The organism is Rothia nasimurium (genome assembly GCF_928392795.1).
Lineage (GTDB): Bacteria > Actinomycetota > Actinomycetes > Actinomycetales > Micrococcaceae > Rothia > Rothia nasimurium_F.
Genome location: NZ_CAKMTJ010000005.1, coordinates 113,485 through 135,045, shown reverse-complemented (window position 1 = coordinate 135,045; position 21,561 = coordinate 113,485). Strand labels below are relative to the sequence as shown.

The following is a 21,561-nucleotide window of genomic DNA, read 5'->3' as shown; positions in this document are numbered from 1 at the left end:
CAGAAATGGGGACACTCTTCGTCTATGCCCAGCTAGCACTCAGGCTGAAAGCCAACGTACAGGGCCATCTGCCGGGCCCGGTGACCCGCCCCTATACCGGCCTAGTCATACCAGGGGTCAAGCCCCCAGAGCGGGAATACTTCCTTGCGAGTAGCCATAATACTGCGATCAACGCTACTGGCCGGGTCGTAGCCCACCTCCCAGGAGTACCACCAGAGGTCGACAGGGTCCCCCATCATGGTGGGCACCTTAGCACCGTACTTTTGGAGCATATAAGTCTGCCATGATTCCGGAGTTGGCATATTTATATCCAGGGGCTGCCCAGCTGCCACGGCAATGAGGTGGCTCCAGGAGCGAGGCACAGCGTTATAGATGGAGTATCCCCCTCCCCCGGTTGCGATCCAACGCCCCTCACACAGTTCGTCCGCCAGTAAGGAAATATGGGCGGCAATCTCCCGTTGCCCGTTAATGCTGATATTTAAGTGCGACATATCATCGGCCAGATGGGAGTCGCAGCCATGCTGACTGACGATAACCTCGGGCTGAAACTGCCGCAGCAGGCTGGGAACCACAGCGTCGAAGGCCCTCAACCAACCAGAATCGGTGGTACTTTCAGGCATGGCGATATTAACCGAGGTTCCAGCCGCCAACCCCTCAGGCCCTACTTCGTTAGCAAAGCCGGTTCCGGGGAAAAGGGTCATGCCGCTCTCGTGCAGGGAAATCGTCATAACCCTGGGGTCATCCCAGAAGATGCTTTGTGTGCCGTCCCCGTGGTGAGCGTCCACGTCAATGTAGACAACCCGCTGCACCCCCGCTTCGAGCAGGCGGGCAATGCCGACGGCGCAGTCGTTATAAATACAAAAGCCGCTGGCGTGATCGCGTGAGGCGTGGTGCATGCCCCCACCGAAGTTAACGGCGTGCTTGACCTTACCGCTCAAGATAGCTTCGGCAGCCTGGTAGGTGCCCCCGGCGAGTCGGGCGGACGCCTCGTGCACCCCCTCAAACCCGGGGGTATCTTCGGTACCCAGCCCACAGCTGGCGATGGTCAGTGTGGGGTCGGCACTGATTTTTTGCACCGCGTCAATATAGGGGTAGTCATGGGCCAGCATGAGCTGGTGCACGGTGGCGATTTCAGGTTCTTCAAGCTCTACCTGCGGGAGGTCAAAAATCCCAAGGTCCCGCGCTAGGGAGGCTGTTGCGTCCAACCGCGAGGGGTGCATGGGGTGGTAGTCGCCAAAATAGTAGTTGGCCATGGCAGGGGTCCAGAGCACACGCACATCGGTGGGCGTCAGGCTGTCGATGATAGCCACCAGCACTACCTCCTTTGGTAAGTTGAGTCACACTTACCATTAAACACATAAAAACTCTGCGGGCACCACACCCCGCTTGTATGACACGCAGACTACGCTAGAGACGGCAGAAGAAAGCGAGGTGAAGAACATGGGCAAAATTGTGCGCAAGGTCCAGGAGCGCAAGCGAGTTCTGGACGCCATGGAACAGGGGCAGCTGGAATACCAGCAGCTCCTTCAAATTGTTAAGTTTTCGGCAACCTTCCAGGCCCGCATGGCCCACCTGCGCGACCTGGTAGACCGCCTCTTTGGATCGTCATCCTCGCGTATTGCTATTGCGGCCTTCTTGCTGGTCATTATTTTCTTCTCGCTTATGCTCTATACCCCCTGGGCCTCACGCGATGGCCAGCAGGTGGAGTTTCACCACGCTGTTTTTACGGCGACTAGCGCCGTGACTGTCACCGGTCTCACCACGGTTTCCACCGCCGAACAGTGGACTTTCTTTGGCCAGCTCATGATTCTCTTAGGTTCGCAGATTGGTGGCCTCGGCACGCTCACCCTCACCTCCATCCTGGCGCTGGCGGTGGGGCGCAAGCTGGGGTTGCGCTCCAAAATTATCGCCCAGGAATCCCTCAATATCGGACGCCTGGGTGAGGTTGGCTCAGTGCTCCGCACCGTGGCCTTCACCTCCATCGCCATTGAGGCCCTGATCGCCTTCACGCTTATCCCCCGCTTCCTGGTGCTGGGGGAGCCCCTCTGGCAGGCAGTCTGGCACGGCGTCTTCTATGCGGTCTCATCCTTCAACAACGCGGGCTTCACCCCCCACTCAGACGGCATTGTGCCCTACGGCCACGACCTCTGGATTCTCTTCCCCATCGCCCTGGGCGTCATGGTGGGCTCGCTCGGCTTCCCCGTCATTCTGGTGCTGCGCAACAACCTGCGCTTTAGCAAGTGGAACCTCAACGCCAAGCTCACCATCATCGGCACGCTGGTACTCTTCTTCCTGGGCTCCTTTGCCTGGGGCGCCCTAGAGTGGGGCAACGACCGCACCATCGGCACCATGGGCGCAGACGATAAAATCCTCAACGCCGCCTTTGCCTCGATTATGACGCGCTCGGGCGGCTTCAACCTGGTCGATATGGCAGATATTCACCCGGTCACCATGCTGCTGACCGACGTGCTCATGTTCATCGGCGGCGGCTCGGCGTCCACCGCAGGCGGTATCAAAATCACCACCATCACTGTGGTCTTCCTGGCGATTCTGGCAGAAGCACGCGGCGACCAGTTCGTCGTGGCTTTCAACCGCACCATTCCCGATGCTGTACTCCGTATCGCTATCTCCGTGATTATGATGAGCTTCGTATTTGTACTGGCAGGCACCACCGCTATTATGCTCATCAGCCAGGTCGGCCTCGACAGGGCTCTCTTTGAAGTCATCTCGGCCTATGCCACCTGCGGCCTGTCTACCGGGCTCTCGGCCGAGCTGCCACCGTCCGGAACCTATATTCTCTCCACCCTCATGCTGATCGGCCGTATCGGCACCATTACCATAGCTACCGGCCTGGCCATGCGCTCCCGCCGCCGCCTCTACAAGTTCCCCGAAGAAAGGCCCATCATTGGCTAGAAAAGACTTCCGCCCAGCCCACAGCGCCCCCGTGCTGGTGATTGGCCTAGGACGCTTTGGGTCGGCTACCGCTGCCCAGCTCGTCCGCCAGAATAAAGAGGTTCTTGCTGTTGAGAAAGACCCCGTCCTGGTGCAGAAATGGTCGGACGATCTCACCTACGTGGTGGAGGCCGACGCCACCGATATGAATGCCCTGCGTCAGCTGGGGGCCCAGGACTTTACCGCCGCCGTAGTGGGTGTGGGCACCTCTGTGGAGGCCTCGGTGCTGATTACCGCCAACCTGGTGGACCTGGGCATTGAGCGCATTTGGGCTAAAGCTATCACCCCTTCTCATGGCAAGATTCTCTCCCGTATTGGAGCACACCGGGTTGTTTACCCGGAGTCGGACGCCGGGGTACGAGCAGCCCACCTGGTCTCCGGGCGCCTACTGGACTTTATCGAGTTCGATGACGATTTCGCCATCGTCAAGATGTACCCGCCCAAGGAGACCCACGGCTTCACCCTGGCAGAGTCTGATGTGCGGTCTAAATACGGGGTGACCATTGTGGGGGTAAAATCACCGGGTGAAGAAATTACCTACGCAACCCCCGACACCCGGGTTTCTTCACGCGATTTATTAATCGTTTCAGGCCAGGTAGACCTTATTGAAAGGTTTGCTGCCCGACCCTAACAGGTTTATACCTACAAGAAACGCTTGACTATACCCTATACCGACCTGAGCATAGAAACCACCCAGGTGTCTTCCGAAATAATTCGGCTTTTTTCAGATTTCAGGGTGCATAAACTCAAAAATTGGCATATAGTTATAACTACCTCTAAAGGTGCGAGTGATTACTGAACGGTCCGCGAACCCGTTCAAGTAGCTCAAGACCTGAAGATTCCTCAGATGGTTCCCCCTAATCCCATCTGCTTCAGGTGGCGAGCATTCTCTTGAAACCGGATCCCTACCGGCGAAAGAGAAAGCTAAAGGCCAGTCCGATTCCCTACGGACTGGCCTTTAGTGTATCTAGACTACTTTCACAGACAAAAGACAGCAGGCTGCCCTACCTCGCTCCATAAGGAGTTTTGGTAGCACAGCCTGCTGTCATAGGGCCTTTTTGCTTAGGCTATCTCTATACTATTTTTCGGAGCTGAACTCCTCGGTCATCTCGTCATTCCGAGCGACACAGGCCCGCATAGCAGTCTCGGTCAGCTCGAAAAGACCACCATCAATGTAGGCGGTAATCGCCTTATCTGTGGTTCCCTTGGGGCTGGTAACAGCCTTGCGGAGATTCTGGGGGTTGGGGTCAGCATCCAACAGGTAGCCCGCACCGGCTACCGTAGCGGCTGCTAGCTCGGTAGCAGTTTTTTCATCAAGACCCAGTTTTACACCCGCAGCAGCCATGGTTTCTGCAAGCAAGAAGGCGTAGGCAGGGCCCGAACCAGATACGGCGGTCACCGCCCCCATCTGCTCTTCCTCAACCTCAATCACCCGGCCTGCTGCCCCCAGAACCGAAGCAGCAGCGTCCTTCAGATCCTCGGTCACGGTCTGCCCCACCGAGATAGCAAGCACGCCCTTGCCCACCCGCGAAGGAGTATTGGGCATGCAGCGGATTGCAGGCTGCCCATCGGGCAGAGCCCGCTGCAGGGCTTCCAGGGTGATACCGGCAGCAACCGACACCACTACAGTATTCTCGCCCAGAGCCGGTGAAATTTCGCGGGCAAGATCAAGGATCGCGTAGGGCTTGACGCCTAGAAGCACCACGTCGGCCCCTTCAGCGGCTTTGAGGTTAGCCTGCGCATCGTCCTCACCGGCAAGGATGGTTACGCCCTGAGCCCCCTCCCCCAGCTTTTCACGCAGGGTAGAGATGCTAGCGTGGGAGCCAACGGTCGCGCGCACAGAGGTAGGGTCGGTACCCGCAGCAAGCAGGCCAGAGGCGATCGCTCCGTTCATGGAGCCGGTTCCGATAAAAGCAACGGTAGTCATGATGTTCTCCTTCGAATATGACGTATATCTGAAGGCGCTGTCGGACTCGCAGCGAAGCTGCTGGCTCGGGGCTGGCGTGAATCACATGTGAGCGCTAGCGAACCTGTGAGAGGGTCGGCAGCGAGCGCGAGTCCGAAGCGCATTTTTGGTGAAGATTTTTCACCTAGATAGGTGGGTGCGAGCGAACTGCAGGGTCTCGTAGAGCATGTCGTCGCGGGCCCCTGCGCCCTTTGCCTTACGGGTTGACACTTCAGCGCAGACAACGCCGTCGAAATCGCTGGCTGCGATGTACTGTAGGGTCTCGGCGACGGGCTGGGTGCCGTGGCCGGGTACTAGGTGTTCGTCCATGACCTTATCACCGGATCCGTCGGTTAGGTGCACGTGCCCCAGGCGGGAACCGATGCGTTTGACAGCCTCGAGGGAGTCGTCCCCGGCTGCGGCTGCGTGGGAGAAGTCCCAGGTCATCCAGTCGTAGTCGAAGCGGGAGGGGTCCCAGTGGGGGGCGTACATCTCTACCGCGTGGCCTTTGATGGACCAGGGGTACATGTTTTCCACGGCGATTTTGACGTTTTCGAGCTCTGATATTTCGCGCACGCCCGCAACGAAGTTCTTGGCATAGAGCTTCTGCCAGCGGAAGGGTGGGTGGGCGACGATGACGTCCGCCCCTACCGCCTTGGTCATTTTGGCTGCCATCTGCATTTTGTTCCAGGCCCGGCCCCAGACCTGCTGGGTTAGGAGCAGGGTGGGGGCGTGAATGGCGGAGATGGGAATCTGGTATTTCTGGATCAGGTCGAGCAGGTCGTGGGGCTCTTGGGAGAGGGCCGAGTGGGTGATCATGACTTCCACGCTGTCGTAGCCCAGGTCTACGGCGGTTGAGAAGGTTTCGGGTACGCCGAGCGGGAAGAGGCAGGAGGTAGAAAGTGCCACTGGCACGGGTTTGCGGGTGGACGGGCTCTTGGGTGCGTCGGTGCTCATGGCTAGTCCTGCACGAATTCGGCGAGGGAGCGGGGGTCAATCATGGCTTCGGGCCCCTGCTGGGAGAGGTAGTTCATACGTCGTAGTACCAGGCCCTCGCGCAGGGCCCAGGGGGAAACGCGCATGCGGTCTACGCCGAAGACGGCCATGGCGGTTTCTGCCGCGATAGCCCCGGCTAGCATCTGTTCGGCACGGACGTCTGAGACTCCGGGCAGGCCGGCACGTTCTTCGGGGGGCATAGCTTCCAGGCGGCGGGTCCAGAGTTTGAGGTCTTCGAGTGACATTTCGCGCTTGACGAAGGGGCCTGCCGAGTAGGGGGCTGCCCCGCAGATACGGGCGAGGGAGCGGAAGGTTTTGGAGGTGCCCACGACCATGTGGGGCTGCCCGTAGGCCAGCAGGGTCTCGGCAACGGGTTCTAGGGTTTCGCGCACGTACTTGCGGAGTTTTTTGATTTCCTTGGGGGACGGCACGGGGGCGCTGAACCAGTCGCCGGTCAGACGGGTGGCACCCAGCGGCACGGAGATTGCGTCGTCGGGGTAGGCGTCCATGCCGGTGGAGAACTCGAAGGAGCCGCCGCCGATATCGAAGTTGAGAATGCGGCCGGCGCCCCAGCCCTGCCAGTGGCGCACGGCGTGGTAGGTGATGGCGGCTTCCTGGTCGCCGGTGATTTCGGTGAGGTTGACACCGGTCTGATTCTGCACGTGCTGCAATACCTCGGGGCCGTTCTTGGATTCGCGAATGGCGCTGGTGGCAAAGGCCAAGAGGTCTTCCGCCCCGTGCTCAATCGCGTAGAGTACCGCGGACTTCACGAAGGCGGTGAGGCGGTCACGCCCCTCGTCGGTGATGTTGCCGTCTGTGTCGATGTAGCGGACCAGCTGTAGGGGCTCCTTGTGGGCTGCGGTGTAGGCTTCGGGGCGGGAGCCTAGCTGCCCCTCAATCAGAAGCAGGTGGCCGGTATTTGAGCCAATATCGAGCACGCCTAGACGCATGGGTCCCCCTTGAGTGGTGACAAAAAGTTTTCCTGCCTACCAGTGTACAAGGACGGGACCCATGCGATAACCGACTACTCGCCCGCTTTCTGAGCGGTGCTCTTCTTGGTCGCGGTCTTCTTGGCTGTGGTTTTTTTAGCCGTGGTTTTTTTAGCCGTGGTTTTCTTGGCCGCCGGCTTCTTGGCGGCGGTCTTGCGCTTGACCGGGCCCTTAGCTCGTTTCTCAGCGAGCAGCTCAACCGCGCGGGTGTGGGTCAGGGACTCGATGGTTTCGCTGCGGGGCACCGTAATGTTGGTGACGCCGTCGGTGATGTAGGGGCCGAAACGGCCGTCCTTCACCACGATTTTCTTTTCAGAGACCGGGTCTACGCCGAGCTCAGCCAGCGGGGGCTTGGCGGCGCCGCGTCCGCGCTGCTTGGGCTGGGAGTAAATCTCCAGGGCCTGCTCCAGGGTGATAGAGAAAATCTGGTCCTCGGTCTCCAGGGAGCGGGAGTCGGTGCCCTTCTTCAGGTAGGGGCCGAAACGACCGTTCTGGGCGGTAATTTCGGTGCCCTCGGCATCGGTACCGACCACGCGGGGCAGGGCCATAATCTTGAGGGCGTCATCCAGGGTAACGGTTGCCAGGTCCATGGACTTGAAGAGGGAGCCGGTGCGGGGTTTTTCAGCCTTGGGCTTCTTCTTGGGCTTGGGCTTGCCGTTCTTGTAGTACTCGGTGGGCTGGGCGTCCATCCAGGCGGCGATTTCTTCCTCGGTCATCTCGGGGATAACCTCGGTGACGTAGGGGCCAAAACGTCCGTCACGGGCCACAATGGTGCGGCCGGTGGCCGGGTCAACGCCGAGTTCACGGCCGTCGTTCTTACCGGCTTCCAGCAGTTCAGCGACCTTTTCTTCGGTCAGCTCATCGGGTGCCAGGTCTGCCGGTACATTGGCGCGGATGGGGTCCTTGATTTCGCCGGTTTCGGTGTCGATCTCGCCGCCGGTCTCAAGGTAGGGGCCGAACTTGCCCACGCGCAGGTTGACCCCGGGGGCGACCTCTACAGAGTTGATCGCGCGGGCGTCGATGTCGCCCAGGTTGTCAACGATGGGCTTGAGGCCTCGCTTGTCTCCCCCACCGAAGTAGAAGTGAGACAGCCACTCGGGGCGGGCCTCTTCACCGCGGGCAATGCGGTCGAGGTCTTCTTCCATTTCGGCGGTGAACTCGTAGTCCACGTACTTGGCGAAGTGCTCTTCGAGCAGGCGGACGACCGAGAAAGCGGTCCAGGAGGGCACCAGGGAGCCGGAGCGATTGTTGACGTAGCCGCGGTCCATGATGGTGGAGATGACGGCTGCGTAGGTGGAGGGGCGGCCGATGCCGAGTTCGTCCATGGCCTTGACCAGGGAGGCTTCGGTGTAGCGGGGCGGGGGTGAGGTTTCGTGGCGGGCAGCTTCGATATCGCTACCGCGCAGGGAATCGCCTTCTGCCAGGTTGGGTAGGCGCTTGTCGTCCTTACCGTCCTTGGCCTCGCCCTTGCCCTCTTCGCCGCGCAGGACGTCCTTGCCTTCTTCGTAGGCTGCGAGGAAGCCGCGGAAGGTAATGACAGTGCCAGACGCTGCGAACTCGGCATCCCGGCCGTCGGCGGCGGTTGCCCCCAGGCGGACAGAGGCGGTGGAACCCTTGGCGTCAGCCATCTGGGAGGCGACGGTGCGCTTCCAAATCAGCTCGTAGAGGCGGAATTCATCGATGCTCAGCGCATTCTTGACCTCGGCGGGGGTACGGAAGGAATCCCCCGCAGGGCGGATTGCTTCGTGAGCCTCCTGGGCGTTCTTTGACTTGGAGGTATAGACGCGAGGGGAGGCTGGTACGTAGTCGGCGCCGTAGAGCTCGGAGGCCTGCTTGCGGGCTGCCTGGGTTGCCTGGTCAGACAGGGCAACCGAGTCGGTTCGCATGTAGGTGATGTAGCCGTTCTCGTAGAGGCGCTGGGCTACCTGCATGGTGGAGCGGGATGAGAAGCGGAGCTTGCGGGCGGCCTCCTGCTGCAGGGTGGAGGTGGTGAAGGGAGCCGCAGGGCGGCGGGTGTAGGGCTTGGTGTCGACCGAGCGGACGGCGAACTCGGCGGACGCCAGCGCGCTCGCCAGGGAGCTGGCGGCGGCTTCGTCCAGGTGGGCAACCTTGCCGCGGGCGCTGGTCTTGAGGGTGCCGTCGTCGGCAAAGTCCTTGCCGGTGGCCACGCGGGCACCGTCAACGGCAGAAAGCTTGGCGGTGAAAGATTCGGAGGCGGAGGTGGTGAAGGTACCGGTGAGGTCCCAGTAGGTGGCTGAGCGGAAGGCCATGCGTTCGCGCTCACGCTCTACGACCAGGCGGGTGGCAACGGACTGGACGCGACCGGCTGACAGGCCGCGGGAGACCTTGCGCCAGAGGACCGGTGAGAGCTCGTAACCGTAGATACGGTCGAGCACACGGCGGGTTTCCTGGGCATCCACCAGGTTGTTATCGATATCGCGCAGTTCATTGAAGCCGCGCTGGATCGCTTCTTTGGTGATTTCGGGGAAGGTCAGACGGTAGACGGGCACCTTGGGCTTGAGCACCTGCAGCAGGTGCCAGGCAATGGCTTCACCTTCGCGGTCACCATCGGTTGCCAGGTAGAGGGCATCGGACTCTTTGAGCAGGCGCTTGAGCTCGGTGACCTTCTTTTTCTTATCGGGGTTGACCACGTAGTAGGGCTCGAAGCCTTCTTCTACGTTGACCGCGAACTTGCCGACGGGGCTCTTTTTGAGCTCATCGGGCAGCTCGGAGGGCTGGGGAAGGTCGCGGATATGCCCCATGGAGGATTCAACGATGAAGGCATCGCCCAGGTACCCGCTGATGGTTTTTACCTTCGAGGGGGATTCCACGATCAGCAGTGACTTGCCGTGCTCGGTGGTTGCCTTAGTGGGCACTGAGGGCTCCTTGGGGTCGGTTTTTCGCGTGTATGCACAACAATAGCCGACTTACGGGGCTTCGTGTCTACTTAGACCGATGTGACCTTAGAGCGCGGGCGTGCGGGGGCCAGTACCGGTGCTGGCCCCCCTTAGCCCCTTAAAGCTCGTCGGCAGGTTCTGCCCCGATTTCGAACTCGCGCCCGCTGACGCTCACCGGCTCTACCTCAACCCAGTTGGTCTTGTAGGTCGGTGAGTAGGTGCGCAGGCCCAGGGCTTCAACCGCGTCGAGGTCGGCTTCGCTGGTGAGCCAGTGGGCGTTGCCGTGCACGACAACGGAGCGGGCAGTACCGTCGATGACCTCGTCAATTTCGAAGGCGGCCTTGCGGCTGATGACGACTTCTGAGAGCTTCTGGCCGGCTGCGGTGCGGAAGTAGATTTTCTTCTCGTGCACCACAAAGTTGACGGGGTAGATATCTACCTCCCCGCCAACAGCCAGGGCCAGGCGGCCGAACTCGTGGGCAGCTAGCAGCTCCCAGCAGCGGTCTTCAGACAGGGTTTTAATAGGATTCTCTACCATGGCCCCAGTCTAGTCGCCCTGGTCAATCCGCAAAAAGCCCTTTTCGAGCAGTTCGCGCATGTTACTGATTAATACTTGTCTGGGTTCTTCGGTCTCCCAGCCCAGCAGGGCAGCTAGGGCACCGACGATTTGGCCGGCGGTCAGTTCCCCGTCGCAGGCGGAGACGAAGCCGGAGGTCTCTGTGGTTTCTAGGATGGTGCGGCGCAGCCCGGCACCTGCACGCAGCAGAATCACGGAGGGGTGCTCGGAGCCGGGGGTAGCGTGGCGTTCTTCGGTCACGTCCCCGGCAACAACCAGGTGCTTCTCTAGCAGCTCGGCATCGCTCAAGGCGGTGACCTGATCAAAGTGCTCCACCGCCTCGGTGATGAAGGGGGCAATGGGCTGCTGGATGGGGTAGGTGATTTCTTCGAAGCGGTGTAGGCGTTCCCCTGCGGACGCCGGGTTCGGCTTACGCAGCCAAATCATGCCAAACCCGATGGAGCCAACGCCACGGGAGGCGAAGTCGCGCAGGTAGGCGGTGTAGGCGGCTTCAAAGTGGGCGGGGTCGCGGTTTTCGCTGGCATCGCGTAGCCAGGTTTCGGCGTACTGTTCGGGTTCAAGAACCTCGCGCTGGATGAACCAGGCTTCGGTCTCCTCCCCCACCCAGGCGCGGGGGCGGTCTGCCCAGTCGATGGGGCCGTCCTGGCCGTCCACGGGGATTTCCCAGTTACCCAGCATCTGGGCGCGCCCGCCGGGGGCGAGCACGGTGGGTAGCTGCTGCACCAGGGTTGAGACGATACCGTCCCCTGCCATGCCGCCATCGCGGTAGGTGAACTGGTCTTCGGGGCTCTCGTGGTCGCTGCGCGGGGTGATAACAAAGGGCGGGTTAGAGACCACCAGGTCGAAGGTTTCACCGGCGACCGGTTCGAGCAGGGAACCTAAGCGCAGGCTCACGCGCTCTTCGAGGTTGGTCGCATCAAGGTTCAGGGCGGACGCGTTGAGCAGCAGGTTAAAGCGGGTAAAGGCCAGGGCACGCTCGGAAATGTCGGTAGCGGTCACGTGGCGGGTGTGGGCCAGCAGGTGGAAGACCTGGATGCCGCATCCGGTGCCCAGATCGAGGGCCCGGTCTACGGGGGTTCGCTCGGTGAGCTGGGCCAGGGTAAGGGAGGCATGGCCGATACCCAGCACGTGGTCCTTACGCAGGACGCCGGGGCGCTGGTGGGCGCCCAAGTCGCTGGCCACAAAGAGTTCGGTTCCGTCGTCTGCGGCGTGCGGCCGCAGGTCTACGGCAGCCTGTACCAGGCCGTCCTCGGTGGGCTCCGCCAGCCCCAGATCCAGCAGCAGGTCCAGGCTACCTGCCCCCAGTGCGTCCTCAAGGTCCCCACCGGGCAGAGCGGTGCCAAAGAGGAAGAAGCGCACCAGCTGGGCCAGATTCCGCTGGGCGGTGGTAAAGGTTTCTGATGTCGCCTCCTGCCCCAGAATCTGGCTCACCCGGTAGAGACCGGGCACCACCTGGTCGCGGGTCATCGCCTCAAAAGCGCGAGACCCCAGCAACTCCTCGATACCGTCGTAGGTGTAGTTGAGCTCGGTCAGGGCAGCGTGCAGACGGGTGAGGGCGGCAGTATCGGCGCTAACGGGGGCACCGGGAACACGAGAAAAATCAGAAGTCATCACGCTCTCTATTTAACCGTATGAGCGGTACGGTAGAGACATGTTATTTGCATTCTCTGTAGCCCCCACTGGCGGCGGCGACCCGTCCGGGTCCGTGCACGACGCCGTTGCAGAAGCCGTCCAGATTGTCCGCGATTCGGGCCTGCCCCACCGCACCGACGCCATGTTTACCACCATCGAAGGTGACTGGGATGAGTGCATGGCCGTCATCAAAGCCGCCACCGAAGCCGTTGGAAAGTACGGCAACAGGGTCTCCCTCGTGCTCAAAGCCGACATTCGCCCAGGTCACGACTCAGGAGAACTCACCGGCAAACTCGACCGCCTCGAAGAAGCCATCGCCCGCAGAGCTGAGGGCTAGTGCGCATCTGGTCTGTTCATCCCTCCCTGCTCGACGCTAAGGGGCTAGTGGCCTGCTGGCGTGAGACCCTGCTTGCCCAGAAAGTGCTCCAGGGGCTCACCCAGGGCTACACCAACCACCCCCAGCTGAACCGTTTCAAAGCCTCTAGTGACCCCCTGGCCTACATCTGCACCTACCTGCACGGGCTGGCTGATGAGGCTGATAGACGGGGCTATAACTTCAACCGCAGTTTGCTGGTGCTCCCTGCTCAACCTGAGTTGTCACCGCTACCGGTTACCGACGGCCAGCTAGACTACGAAATCTCATTTTTGGCAGAAAAAGTAAAAGCCCGCTCCCCACAGTGGTATGACCAGTATTTTTCCACGTCACCCACTAAAGTCACCCACCCGCTCTTCACCGTCGTACCCGGCCCCATCGAAAACTGGGAAAAGGTCAAATAGTAATCAAGGTGATTTTTTCTAGAGGTCTGGGTTATATTTACCTTATGGCAAATGCAGAAAAAATTGCCGAACTGGAAAAGTCCATCGCTGACTGGAAGGAAAAGGCCGCTAACGGTGGCCCCGCCTTCATCGCAGAGATTATCGAGAAGCTTGAGGCCGAACTGGCCGTAGAGCAGAACTCCTAAAGATTTTTCCCTTCGGTATTACCACACCAGTTCAACCGTTATCCAGGGGCGCGCAAGCGCACATACTTTAGAGAGAAATACCTCCCGCATATCGCACTGCGGGAGGTATTTTATTGTTTCTTTACGCGGCCTGCGGGCTCGTTACAGCCTGCCAGAGATACATACGGTAGTTCTCGTCGGTGATTTCGCCGGGCCCGTACACTTCTAGGCAGACGCCGGTAGGCTCCAGCCCCTTCGAGGGGATAAAGGTGCTGGCCAGGTGGTTGAAGCCCGCCTTGATATGGGCAGGGGGGACGCCCGGGGTAATGGCCCCCTGCACCAGGACGGTAGCGTACATAGCAGCCGGTACCATCACGCCGGTCAGCCCAAGGGCCGCAACGTCCTTAATACCGCCGGGCACAATGAAACCCGCCGTGTAGGTAAAACCGGTATCGTCGGCGTCCGGCATTACGACGCCCACCTTCTGCAGCTTTTCTACCGCAGCCAGACGCTGGGCGGCCAGGTCGCCCCCGCCCGACTCAAGCGTGCTGTAGAGGCGCTCCCACCAGGATCCAAAGTCGCTCTCTTCTGTCGCCGGGTCGGTGACACCGGCGACCATAAAGGTACCGTATTCAATCAGAGTTGTCTCGTAAGCCGGGGTTTTCTGCTCACTCATGCTGACGCTGCCGCAGCCTCGCGCTCGGCCTCTGCTTTAGCCTGGCAGTCGGGGCACAGGAGCACTAGGTCGCGCACGCCGTCGACATCTAGGTTGACGAAGGTATTTGCCTTAGCACCGCAGTGTTCGCACTCGCCGATTGTGACGGTGTCGGGTGAGAAGTTCATGTGCTGGCGTTTGTCGAAGATGTAGAGTGAACCCTCCCAGAGGCCGGAGTCGCCGTACTTTTCGCCGTAGCGCACGATGCCGCCGTCAATCTGGTAAATCTCTTTGAAGCCGCGGTTCCTCATCAGTGCCGAAAGAATTTCGCAGCGGATACCGCCGGTACAGTAGGTGATGACGGGCTTGTCTTTGAGGTCATCGTACTTGCCCGATTCGATTTCTTGAATGAAATCGTGGGTGGTGCGCACATCGGGCACAATAGCGTTCTTGAACTTGCCGATTTTTGCTTCGAAGGCATTGCGGCCGTCGAAGAAGACGACCTCGTCGCCGCGCTCTTCAACCAGCTTGTTGACTTCTTCGGGCTTCAGGTGCACGCCGCCGCCCACCACACCGTTTTCATCGACGATGAGTTCATCGGGGGTACCGAAGGCGACAATCTCGTCGCGGGCCTTTACCGAGAGGCGGGGGAAGTCGCTAGCGCTGCCGTCAGACCACTTGAGTTCGAGCTTTTCGAAGCCCGGGTACTGGCGGGTAGTTTTGCCGTACTGTTTCAGGGCGTTGATGTCGCCGCCCAGGGTACCGTTGATGCCGTGCTTAGAGATCAGGATGCGGCCGGTCAGGCCCAGCTTCTCGCAGAGAGCACGCTGCCACAGCATCACAGCCTTGGGGTCGGTCACAGGGGCAAAGCAGTAGTAGAGGATAATTTTTTCTTGAGACACACCCCTATTTTAGACCTTATGCCCCTCGGTGGGGCGGCGACTGGCGTTCCTAGCCCAGGCGGAAGCGGCGCCCGGTCATTTTCTGCGGGGTCAGCTCCACAAACTCCAGCTTCTCGGTATCGAGCCAGGGCTCAAGGTTGAGCTTGCCAACGTAGTCAATGTCGCGGGTTTCGGTCAGCAGGCGGGCTGTGGCAAAGACATTGACCGAGTAGGCGTGACTGCCCTCTGCCCGGTCGAACTGCACGGTTACTTTCTCGTTCATCAAAAGCTGGGTAAGTTTGCTGCCGGAGGCGGTGCGGAAGAAGATGCGAACCCCGTCGGTCACAATGTTGAGCGGGGTGATGTGCACGTAGCCGTCCTCGCCTACCGTGCCCAGACGGGCAAACCGGGTGCCCTCAATCAGCTCCCAAATCTGCTCTTCGGTGAGGACCGTGACCACAGGCTCCTGCTCGGTGGCCTTCTTACCCTGAATGTTCATTGGAATACTCATACAGCCCATTATCCCACCCCTTATAGTGCAGGTCACAGATAACAGGATAGAAAGAGCAAATATTTACGCGCGCTCTCGCGGTGCCATAATAGACGGGTGCCTACCGATGCCCTTCCCTCGTGCTCACACCCAGCCGGAGCCCCGTCCACTCGCGCTCCCCAGCCCGGTGAGCTGGCCGTGGTGCTCGACCAGTTGGGGCTGGCGTCCTTACCTGAGCAGGTCACCCATGTGCGTACCCTGCCTGCCCGGCGCGCTGAAACTGCCCCCTGGCCGTCCTGGGCCCACCCGCGGGTGGTTGAGGCCTACCAGAACCTAGGGGTCGCCGAGCCCTATCTACACCAGGTGCAGGCGGCAACGGCCGCGCACGACTCCCCCGGCAACCGGCACGTCATTCTGGCAACGGGAACCGCCTCGGGTAAGTCCCTGGCCTACCAGCTACCCGCCCTTGACGCTATCTACCGGGGCGAATTCGAGGCCCAGGCTAGCGGCTTTGATTCTGGGCGGGCAACGGCCCTCTATCTCTCCCCCACCAAGGCCCTGGCGGCAGACCAGCTGGCCTCCCTGCGCAACTTAGGACTACCCGGGCTCGTGGCCGAAAGCTACGACGGCGATACCCCGCAGGCCGACCGCCGCTTTATTCGCGAGCGCGCCAACTTCATTCTGGCCAACCCGGATATGCTGCACCACGCTATCTTGCCCAACCATGCCCGGTGGGCTGGTTTTTTGCGCAAGCTCAAGTATGTGATTGTGGATGAGGCCCACGGCTACCGGGGCGTCTTTGGGGCCCATGTTTCTCTGCTGATGAGGCGCTTGCGACGGGTATGCCGCTACTACGGTGCTACCCCGGTGTTTATCGGGGCATCTGCTACCAGCGCGGAGCCTGCTGAGTCTTTTGCCCGGCTGATTGGGTCGCGGCCCACCGCGGTTACCGCGGTAACTGAGAGTACCGCCCCGCGCGGTGCTACCCATGTACTGCTGTGGGAGCCGGAGTTTACCGATGCGGCTGCGGTCAATGACAAGCTTTCTGCCCACGCCAACGGGGTGAGCGTCCGCCCCGGTGCCCAGGGCAGTGGTGCGGGTGAGAACGGGGCGCCGGTGCGTAAGTCGGTCATTACCCAGAGCGCTGAGCTGCTCACTGACCTGGTGGTGAACCGTACCCGCACGATTTCCTTTATCAAGTCCCGTCGCGGGGCTGAGGCTATCGCGCAGACCGCTGGCCGCTATCTCGATGAGGTTGAGCCCGGCCTTTCTGCCCGTATCGCAGCCTACCGGGCGGGCTACCTGCCCGAGGAGCGGCGGGCCCTTGAGGCCAGCCTGCGCCGGGGTGAGATTCTGGGCGTAGCCTCGACCAACGCCCTGGAGCTGGGTATTGATATTGCGGGGCTGGATGCCGTGCTGGTGGGCGGATGGCCTGGCACGCGGGCGTCCTTCTACCAGCAGATAGGACGAGCGGGCAGGGCAGGGCAGGACGCTTTTGCCGTCCTGATTGCCAGCGAAGACCCCCTCGATACCTACCTGGTGCACCACCCCGAAGATATTTTTGACCGGCCGGTTGAAAAAACCGTTTTCGACCCTGAGAACCCCTATGTGCTTAGCCCGCATCTGTGTGCTGCGGCAGCTGAGATTCCCCTGCGCCGGGAGGAGCTCATGGTCTTTGGACGCACCACCGAGGCGCTGTTGAGCCGCCTGGTGGAGCAGGGCTACCTGCGGCAGCGGGCCACCGGCTGGTTCTGGACCCACCCCGAGTCTGCCAGTGACTTTGTGAACCTGCGCGGGGGTGGTTCTCCCCTGCAGATTATTGACTGTGAAACGGGTGCCGTGATTGGCAGTATGGACGACGGCCACGCCCACTCCCAGGGGCACCCCGGCGCTATTTACACTCACCAGGGCAAGACCTATGTGGTGGAAGACCTTGATGAGGACAACAAGGTTATTGCGGTCTCTGCGGTGAGCCCCGATTATTACACCCAGTCCCGTGATATCACCGAAGTGACCGTGCTGGGTGCTGAAGAAACGCAGCAGCAGGGGCAGGTGTCGTTGAACTACGGCAGGGTGCGGGTTCGTTCCCAGGTGGTGGGCTACCAGCGGAAGTCCCTGGTGGGCCAGCAGGTTCTGGGTGATGAGCCGCTTGACCTTGCCCCGCAAGAGCTTCAGACCAGGGCTATCTGGTGGGCTATGCCCGCTACCCTGTTGCACGCTGCTGGGATTCATGAGCGGGATATCCCCGGGGCCCTGCATGCCGCTGAGCACGCCGCTATCGGTCTGCTCCCCCTGGTAGCCACCTGCGACCGGTGGGATATCGGTGGTTTATCGACCGCCTTTCATATCGATACCGAACAGCCCACGATTTTCGTCTACGACGGCCACCCTGGCGGGGCTGGCTTTGCCGAACGGGGCTTTGAGCAGGTGGGTCACTGGCTGCGGGCCACTCTCGATACGATTTTGGCCTGCGAGTGCGAGCTGGGCTGCCCCTCGTGTGTGCAGTCCCCCAAGTGCGGTAACCGGAACGAGCCCCTGCATAAGGCGGGCGCCGCACGGCTTTTAGCTGCCCTGCTCGTTGAGGCCGATGAACTCACCGATGAAGAGCGCAGAAAACTGCTCAAGCCTTTAGGCCCGGCGGCTGAAAGCTCGGTAGCTGGGGAAACAGGAGCTGAGAGTTACACGGTGGGGCACCGGGTGGAGGTAGAAGCCGCCCCGGTGGATGTAGCTGAGTCTTTGACCGGCTTCGCCGCTGCCGACGACCCCTTCTAGCCTTGATATAGCGAGCGGGGCTAGCCTCGGTTATCAGGAAACAGGCGGCCCAGCCCGGGATAGGCCCTCAGCGGGGCCAAGGAAAGCGAAGGGACCGGTAATATCGACGAGGGTGCGGACGTCCACCGTCCCGCCCAACCCGGCGGGCTGGCCGCAGCCACCCAACCGAGCCCCGTTAGAGTGGGCAACGTGCTCGGCGACCGCGCAGGGCTCCCCGGGAGCAAGGCCACGGGCTGCGTCCGCTGCGGCAAGGGCGGCTAGATCTGCTGCTGCCGCTGCCCGGTGCTGCGCGGTGATGACCCCAATGAGTCCGGCGCAGGTAGCCCCGAGAATAAGAAGAGCGCAGACCAGGCCCACCGTGGCAACGGTGCCGCTTCCTCGTTCCCGCTCGACTTCGCGATTCATGGGTCAGCGCTCCCGGTGGTAGCGCTGTATTCGGTGAGGGCCCGGGCATCGGCGGTAAGCGTCCAGCCGCTGACCTTTCCCACAACTCCCGGAGCCTGCCTGCTCACCGTTACGACCGTCATGTCGTCATCATGAACCAGGGTGACGGTAGCTGCGGGGTCTATCTCCTGCACGATGCGGGTTACGGTCTCGGCTGTTTCCCCGCGGGCTGCTGCCCGGGCTCCCAGGCGAGCGCCCTCTTCCAGCTTGAGCTGCACGATACCGGTTGCAGCAGCTCCCAGCACCAGGGCCAGAACAAACACAAGAGCTGGGAGTATCACCGCAAACTCGGCAGTGCTTGACCCTCTCTCATCTTCTGGTGCAGCTAGGGTCTGCACGGTATCACCACCTTAATCTTGGGCTGAGGGTTCCAGGGTTTTCAGGTATCGATTACGGATTTTCTTGTCTCTGTGCCCGGGCGGTTTAGCCCGGGTACAGAGACAGAAGGCGGTCTACGCACCGGTTGAGAGAGCTGTTTGCACCAGCCCCAGCAACATCTGGCGGACTTCTTCAGATTTGAGAATGACCACGAGCAGACCCGCAAAGCCTACGGCCGCCAGCATGACGATTCCGTATTCGGCGGTCGTAGCGCCCGCTTCGGGATCGTCGAGACCGGCCTGAAAGACCTGGCCTTCTACAGGTGATGTGGGGTGAGTGTTCGACACGGTTTCCTCCTTGATGTGGTGCTCCTCGGCGGCCTTGCCGAGGCGCTGTGTTCTTTCGGGTTTTCTCGGGCGAAGACGGGGTAAGGGGCGGGTTGAGGTGGTGAGAAAGACGCCGGGGCCTTCACCCGAGGTACCTGTAGCTTTCCAGTTGCCCGAGATAGCGTAAAGAGTAGTGTTACCTGTGGATAAGGGCAGCGGGCCTGCTCTCCTGTCTTTTCAGGGAGCAAAGCTCCCAACACCTTCTACAGCAGTGCAGCCGTGACGCCTTTATGACGCCCCTGCGCCCTCCACCGGAGGCCTGTGGATAACCTGTCCGTACCGCCTGCCCGCTTCTAAAAAAGCGCCGGAAACAGGGCGATGAGAACGGGCACCACCCCGAGGCAGATAAAGGACGGTAGCGAGCAGGCCCCCAGAGGCACCACCAGTTTGACGCTCAGCCGGGCAGCTGCCTTCTCGTAGGCCCGTTGCCGGTGGCGGCGCTGCCGCTGGGCCAGTACCCTCACCAGCTGGGCACTCGGTGCACCCGTGCTCAGCGTCAGCCCCAGCGCCTCATACAGGCCTACGAGCCCCGGGGCAACCGGCTGCTCCCAGGCGTCCGCCCAGCTCTGCCCCTGATAGAGGCGCTCCACCACAGCGGTCAGTTCCGCCTCGTACCTTCCCTCTTCAAGCTGACCCAGCTGGTGCAGCACCGCAGGGATCGAAAGCCCTGCCGCGAGCATGGTCGCCGCCATATCCAGGTAGAAGGCAGCATCTAGTTCAGGAGCGGACGCCCGAGGCTGCTTCCCCGCTCTCGGTAAAGCCAGCATCACTGCCCCTCTTCCGCGCGACGAATCAGGCGGGCCGTCCAGCGGTTGCCGCACCAGGCCAGCGCCAGCCCCAGGCACCCAACAAGAGCCCCGGGAACTGACCCTAGAAGCACCCCTAAGGGATCCGTACCCATCAGGATTCCCAGCCCCAACCCCACAAAAGGCAGCCAGGAAAGGATTCGACCGGTAGCCCGCGGCCCGCTCAAAGCCGTCTCCCGCTGCTGGCGCAGGTCAATTTCCGTCTCCAGGTAGCGGGCTAGGCGCTCAAACACCTGGGCTAGTGAGGCGCCCGTCCGCTCCCCCACCTGCCAGCAGGCTGCCACCCTGGCAGCTCCCTGCCTCACGCTCTCGCGCAGCTCAGCCTGCCCGGCAGCCTGCAGATACACACCGGCTAGGGGCAGCCCCTTCTGGGCTTGGGCGCTCGCGGTCTCAAAAAGCTGGGCCATCTGGGCCCGGGCACCTTCGAGGCCCTGCTGCTGGCGCGTGGACGGCCGCAGCTTTCCCACAACTGCGAGCAGGCCGGATTTCTGTTCGGTGCGCCCCTCGTGTTCTAGGTCCACCAGATAGGCCGCCACGTGGGTGCATGCCTGTGCCGGTGAGCACCCCGCGCGTAGCAGGGCGGCAAGACGCCAGATGGCATCGGGCCATAGCTCCAGCTCTTCTAAGCCCGCAGAATCGCTGCGAACCCCAAGACTTTTCAGACCATTGACCGGCATCAGGCACCCACCCCCGTGCTCTGAGGTAGCCCGGCTGCCTGCTGGAGCTCTTCACCACCGGGGTGCCAGCGCAGGTAGGTGCCGCGACGGCGCGGCTCCACGGTGCAGACCGGCTCAACGGCAAGGTTGTGCCCGCCTACCAGCCGGTAAACCCCGCGTACTATACGGTGCTTACCCTCGCGTTCAAGGTGCACAATATAATCCAGCGCCGTCGCAGCCTGCAGGGCCACAGCCTGGCTACTCACCCCCGCGAGAGCCCCCATGGCATAGAGCCGGGCTGGCACAGACCCTGCGGAGTTAGCGTGCACCGTGGTGCCGCTCCCGGAGTGGCCGGTGTTCATGGCCGTCAGCATATCCATGACCTCAGCTCCGCGGCACTCCCCCACCACCAGCCGACTCGGTCTCATACGAAGGGCCTGCCGAATCAACTCGGCCAGCCCCACCTCGCCCTGCCCCTCGGCGTTAGCAGCCCGGGCCTGCAGGCTCACGGTGTGCGGGTGGTCTAGCTGCAGTTCAGAGGTATCTTCTACCAGCAGTAGCCGCTCACCGGCGTCCGCCTCCTGCAACAGGGCACCCAGCAGGGTGGTCTTGCCGGTCCCAGTTCCCCCGCTGACCAGCAGATTAGCCCGCGAGCGCACCAGCTGCCGCAGCACCTGTTCCAGGTCGCGCCCCATCATGCCGCGCTCTTGTAGTTGCCGTAAGGACGGGCGCTGGGCCGGTTGAAGGCGCAGGGACAGCAGGGTGCCGGAGCGGCTCAGGGGTGGGAGCAGGGCGTGGATACGGATTCCCTGCTGGGTTTGGACGTCGGCAGCCGGGTAGGCGTCGTCCAGACGGCCACCTGCCGATAGGATCAGCCGGGTGGCAAGTGCCCGGACGGCTTCATCGTCGGGGAAGGTAATAGCAGCCCGGTGCAGGGTACCTGCGGCCTCGTACCAGACATCCTGGGGGCCGTTGACGAAAATATCGGTCAGCCCTTCTCGGCTCACCAGGGGTGTGAGCGGGCCCAGGTCGGTCTCGGCAGGTTCTACCGCTAAGAGCGGCACATCATCGGGTAGGTCTGTGGGGGTCGGCTCAAAGAAACGGCGCCGCGATCGGCGCACACGCATCTCAGTATCGGGCATGGCTACCTTTCAGGGTAGGCCCCTGCCCCGGCATCTTTCTCTTGTCTCTCTTTATGCCACAGAAGAAGTGCCGTGTCTAGCC

22 protein-coding genes are annotated in these 21,561 nt (G+C 61.6%); 6 read left to right on the top strand and 16 right to left on the bottom strand.

Features of this window, described 5'->3' with window-relative positions; genetic code table 11:
* Window positions 1-101: 101 nt before the first annotated feature.
* Entirely contained in the window at window positions 102-1,253 is a 1,152-nt protein-coding gene (locus L6963_RS06890) for an acetoin utilization protein AcuC (RefSeq protein ID WP_237206374.1), read from the bottom strand.
* Between the two features lie 310 nt (window positions 1,254-1,563).
* Here L6963_RS06890 and L6963_RS06885 point away from each other — a divergent pair, with 310 nt between their 5' ends.
* A complete protein-coding gene (locus L6963_RS06885) occupies window positions 1,564-2,913 on the top strand; it encodes a TrkH family potassium uptake protein (protein WP_237206373.1) in 1,350 nt (449 codons plus the stop codon).
* Entirely contained in the window at window positions 2,906-3,583 is a 678-nt protein-coding gene (locus tag L6963_RS06880) for a potassium channel family protein (RefSeq protein ID WP_237206139.1), read from the top strand. Before L6963_RS06885 ends, L6963_RS06880 begins: the two co-directional genes overlap by 8 nt.
* Window positions 3,584-4,030: 447 nt before the next feature.
* Here the strand turns inward: L6963_RS06880 and proC are convergent, their stop codons facing one another.
* The 6 genes from proC to L6963_RS06850 form a co-directional block, all read right to left on the bottom strand.
* Entirely contained in the window at window positions 4,031-4,882 is an 852-nt protein-coding gene (gene proC, locus L6963_RS06875; protein ID WP_423816789.1) for a pyrroline-5-carboxylate reductase, read from the bottom strand.
* Window positions 4,883-5,038: 156 nt separating this feature from the next.
* Window positions 5,039-5,854 carry a sugar phosphate isomerase/epimerase family protein gene (locus tag L6963_RS06870; RefSeq protein ID WP_237206137.1) on the bottom strand — a complete coding sequence of 272 codons (816 nt, stop codon included), beginning with the start codon at window positions 5,852-5,854 and terminating at the stop codon, window positions 5,039-5,041.
* A gap of 2 nt (window positions 5,855-5,856) precedes the next feature.
* Complete coding sequence (locus L6963_RS06865) at window positions 5,857-6,843, bottom strand: Ppx/GppA phosphatase family protein (RefSeq protein WP_237206136.1); 987 nt, start codon at window positions 6,841-6,843, stop codon at window positions 5,857-5,859.
* A 74-nt stretch (window positions 6,844-6,917) separates the two neighbouring features.
* Window positions 6,918-9,758 (bottom strand): type I DNA topoisomerase, encoded by a 2,841-nt coding sequence (gene topA, locus L6963_RS06860; protein ID WP_237206135.1) that lies wholly within the window; start codon window positions 9,756-9,758, stop codon window positions 6,918-6,920.
* A gap of 139 nt (window positions 9,759-9,897) precedes the next feature.
* Window positions 9,898-10,317, bottom strand: coding sequence for a pyridoxamine 5'-phosphate oxidase family protein (locus tag L6963_RS06855; protein WP_237185028.1), 420 nt, complete (start codon window positions 10,315-10,317; stop codon window positions 9,898-9,900).
* A 9-nt stretch (window positions 10,318-10,326) separates the two neighbouring features.
* A complete protein-coding gene (locus tag L6963_RS06850; protein WP_237206134.1) occupies window positions 10,327-11,967 on the bottom strand; it encodes a DUF7059 domain-containing protein in 1,641 nt (546 codons plus the stop codon).
* 40 nt (window positions 11,968-12,007) lie between these two features.
* Here L6963_RS06850 and L6963_RS06845 point away from each other — a divergent pair, with 40 nt between their 5' ends.
* Genes L6963_RS06845 through L6963_RS06835 form a run of 3 tightly spaced genes read left to right on the top strand, consistent with a single transcriptional unit; the run spans window position 12,008 to window position 12,950 of the window.
* Window positions 12,008-12,325, top strand: coding sequence for a thiamine-binding protein (locus tag L6963_RS06845; RefSeq protein ID WP_185174173.1), 318 nt, complete (start codon window positions 12,008-12,010; stop codon window positions 12,323-12,325).
* Window positions 12,325-12,765 carry a pyrimidine dimer DNA glycosylase/endonuclease V gene (locus L6963_RS06840; RefSeq protein WP_237185033.1) on the top strand — a complete coding sequence of 147 codons (441 nt, stop codon included), beginning with the start codon at window positions 12,325-12,327 and terminating at the stop codon, window positions 12,763-12,765. Before L6963_RS06845 ends, L6963_RS06840 begins: the two co-directional genes overlap by 1 nt.
* 44 nt (window positions 12,766-12,809) lie before the next feature.
* Entirely contained in the window at window positions 12,810-12,950 is a 141-nt protein-coding gene (locus L6963_RS06835; RefSeq protein WP_237185034.1) for a hypothetical protein, read from the top strand.
* Between the two features lie 121 nt (window positions 12,951-13,071).
* On the opposite strand, the gene L6963_RS06830 is transcribed toward L6963_RS06835, so the two are convergent.
* From L6963_RS06830 to L6963_RS06820, 3 genes are read right to left on the bottom strand one after another with little or no spacing between them, the layout of a single operon-like run.
* Complete coding sequence (locus L6963_RS06830; protein ID WP_237206133.1) at window positions 13,072-13,605, bottom strand: GyrI-like domain-containing protein; 534 nt, start codon at window positions 13,603-13,605, stop codon at window positions 13,072-13,074.
* On the bottom strand, window positions 13,602-14,486 hold the full coding sequence (locus L6963_RS06825) for a rhodanese-related sulfurtransferase (protein WP_237206132.1): 885 nt from the start codon (window positions 14,484-14,486) through the stop codon (window positions 13,602-13,604). Before L6963_RS06825 ends, L6963_RS06830 begins: the two co-directional genes overlap by 4 nt.
* A gap of 49 nt (window positions 14,487-14,535) precedes the next feature.
* A complete protein-coding gene (locus tag L6963_RS06820) occupies window positions 14,536-14,976 on the bottom strand; it encodes a pyridoxamine 5'-phosphate oxidase family protein (RefSeq protein WP_237206131.1) in 441 nt (146 codons plus the stop codon).
* A 177-nt stretch (window positions 14,977-15,153) separates the two neighbouring features.
* Between L6963_RS06820 and L6963_RS06815 the strand changes: the two genes are divergently transcribed.
* On the top strand, window positions 15,154-17,727 hold the full coding sequence (locus tag L6963_RS06815) for a DEAD/DEAH box helicase (protein ID WP_423816790.1): 2,574 nt from the start codon (window positions 15,154-15,156) through the stop codon (window positions 17,725-17,727).
* A 33-nt stretch (window positions 17,728-17,760) separates the two neighbouring features.
* Here L6963_RS06815 and L6963_RS06810 read toward each other — a convergent pair whose 3' ends face one another.
* The 6 genes from L6963_RS06810 to L6963_RS06785 all read right to left on the bottom strand — a co-directional run bounded on the left by L6963_RS06810 (window position 17,761) and on the right by L6963_RS06785 (window position 21,479).
* A complete protein-coding gene (locus L6963_RS06810) occupies window positions 17,761-18,132 on the bottom strand; it encodes an Rv3654c family TadE-like protein (RefSeq protein ID WP_237194933.1) in 372 nt (123 codons plus the stop codon).
* A complete protein-coding gene (locus L6963_RS06805) occupies window positions 18,129-18,509 on the bottom strand; it encodes a TadE family type IV pilus minor pilin (RefSeq protein ID WP_237206130.1) in 381 nt (126 codons plus the stop codon). Before L6963_RS06805 ends, L6963_RS06810 begins: the two co-directional genes overlap by 4 nt.
* Window positions 18,510-18,623: 114 nt before the next feature.
* Complete coding sequence (locus L6963_RS06800; protein WP_237194936.1) at window positions 18,624-18,836, bottom strand: DUF4244 domain-containing protein; 213 nt, start codon at window positions 18,834-18,836, stop codon at window positions 18,624-18,626.
* 332 nt (window positions 18,837-19,168) lie between these two features.
* Window positions 19,169-19,642: a type II secretion system F family protein gene (locus L6963_RS06795; RefSeq protein ID WP_237206129.1), complete on the bottom strand. Its 474-nt coding sequence runs from the start codon at window positions 19,640-19,642 to the stop codon at window positions 19,169-19,171.
* Window positions 19,642-20,358: a type II secretion system F family protein gene (locus L6963_RS06790; protein WP_237206128.1), complete on the bottom strand. Its 717-nt coding sequence runs from the start codon at window positions 20,356-20,358 to the stop codon at window positions 19,642-19,644. Before L6963_RS06790 ends, L6963_RS06795 begins: the two co-directional genes overlap by 1 nt.
* On the bottom strand, window positions 20,358-21,479 hold the full coding sequence (locus L6963_RS06785; protein WP_237206127.1) for a TadA family conjugal transfer-associated ATPase: 1,122 nt from the start codon (window positions 21,477-21,479) through the stop codon (window positions 20,358-20,360). The genes L6963_RS06790 and L6963_RS06785 overlap by 1 nt, the downstream gene beginning before the upstream one ends.
* Window positions 21,480-21,561 lie beyond the last annotated feature (82 nt).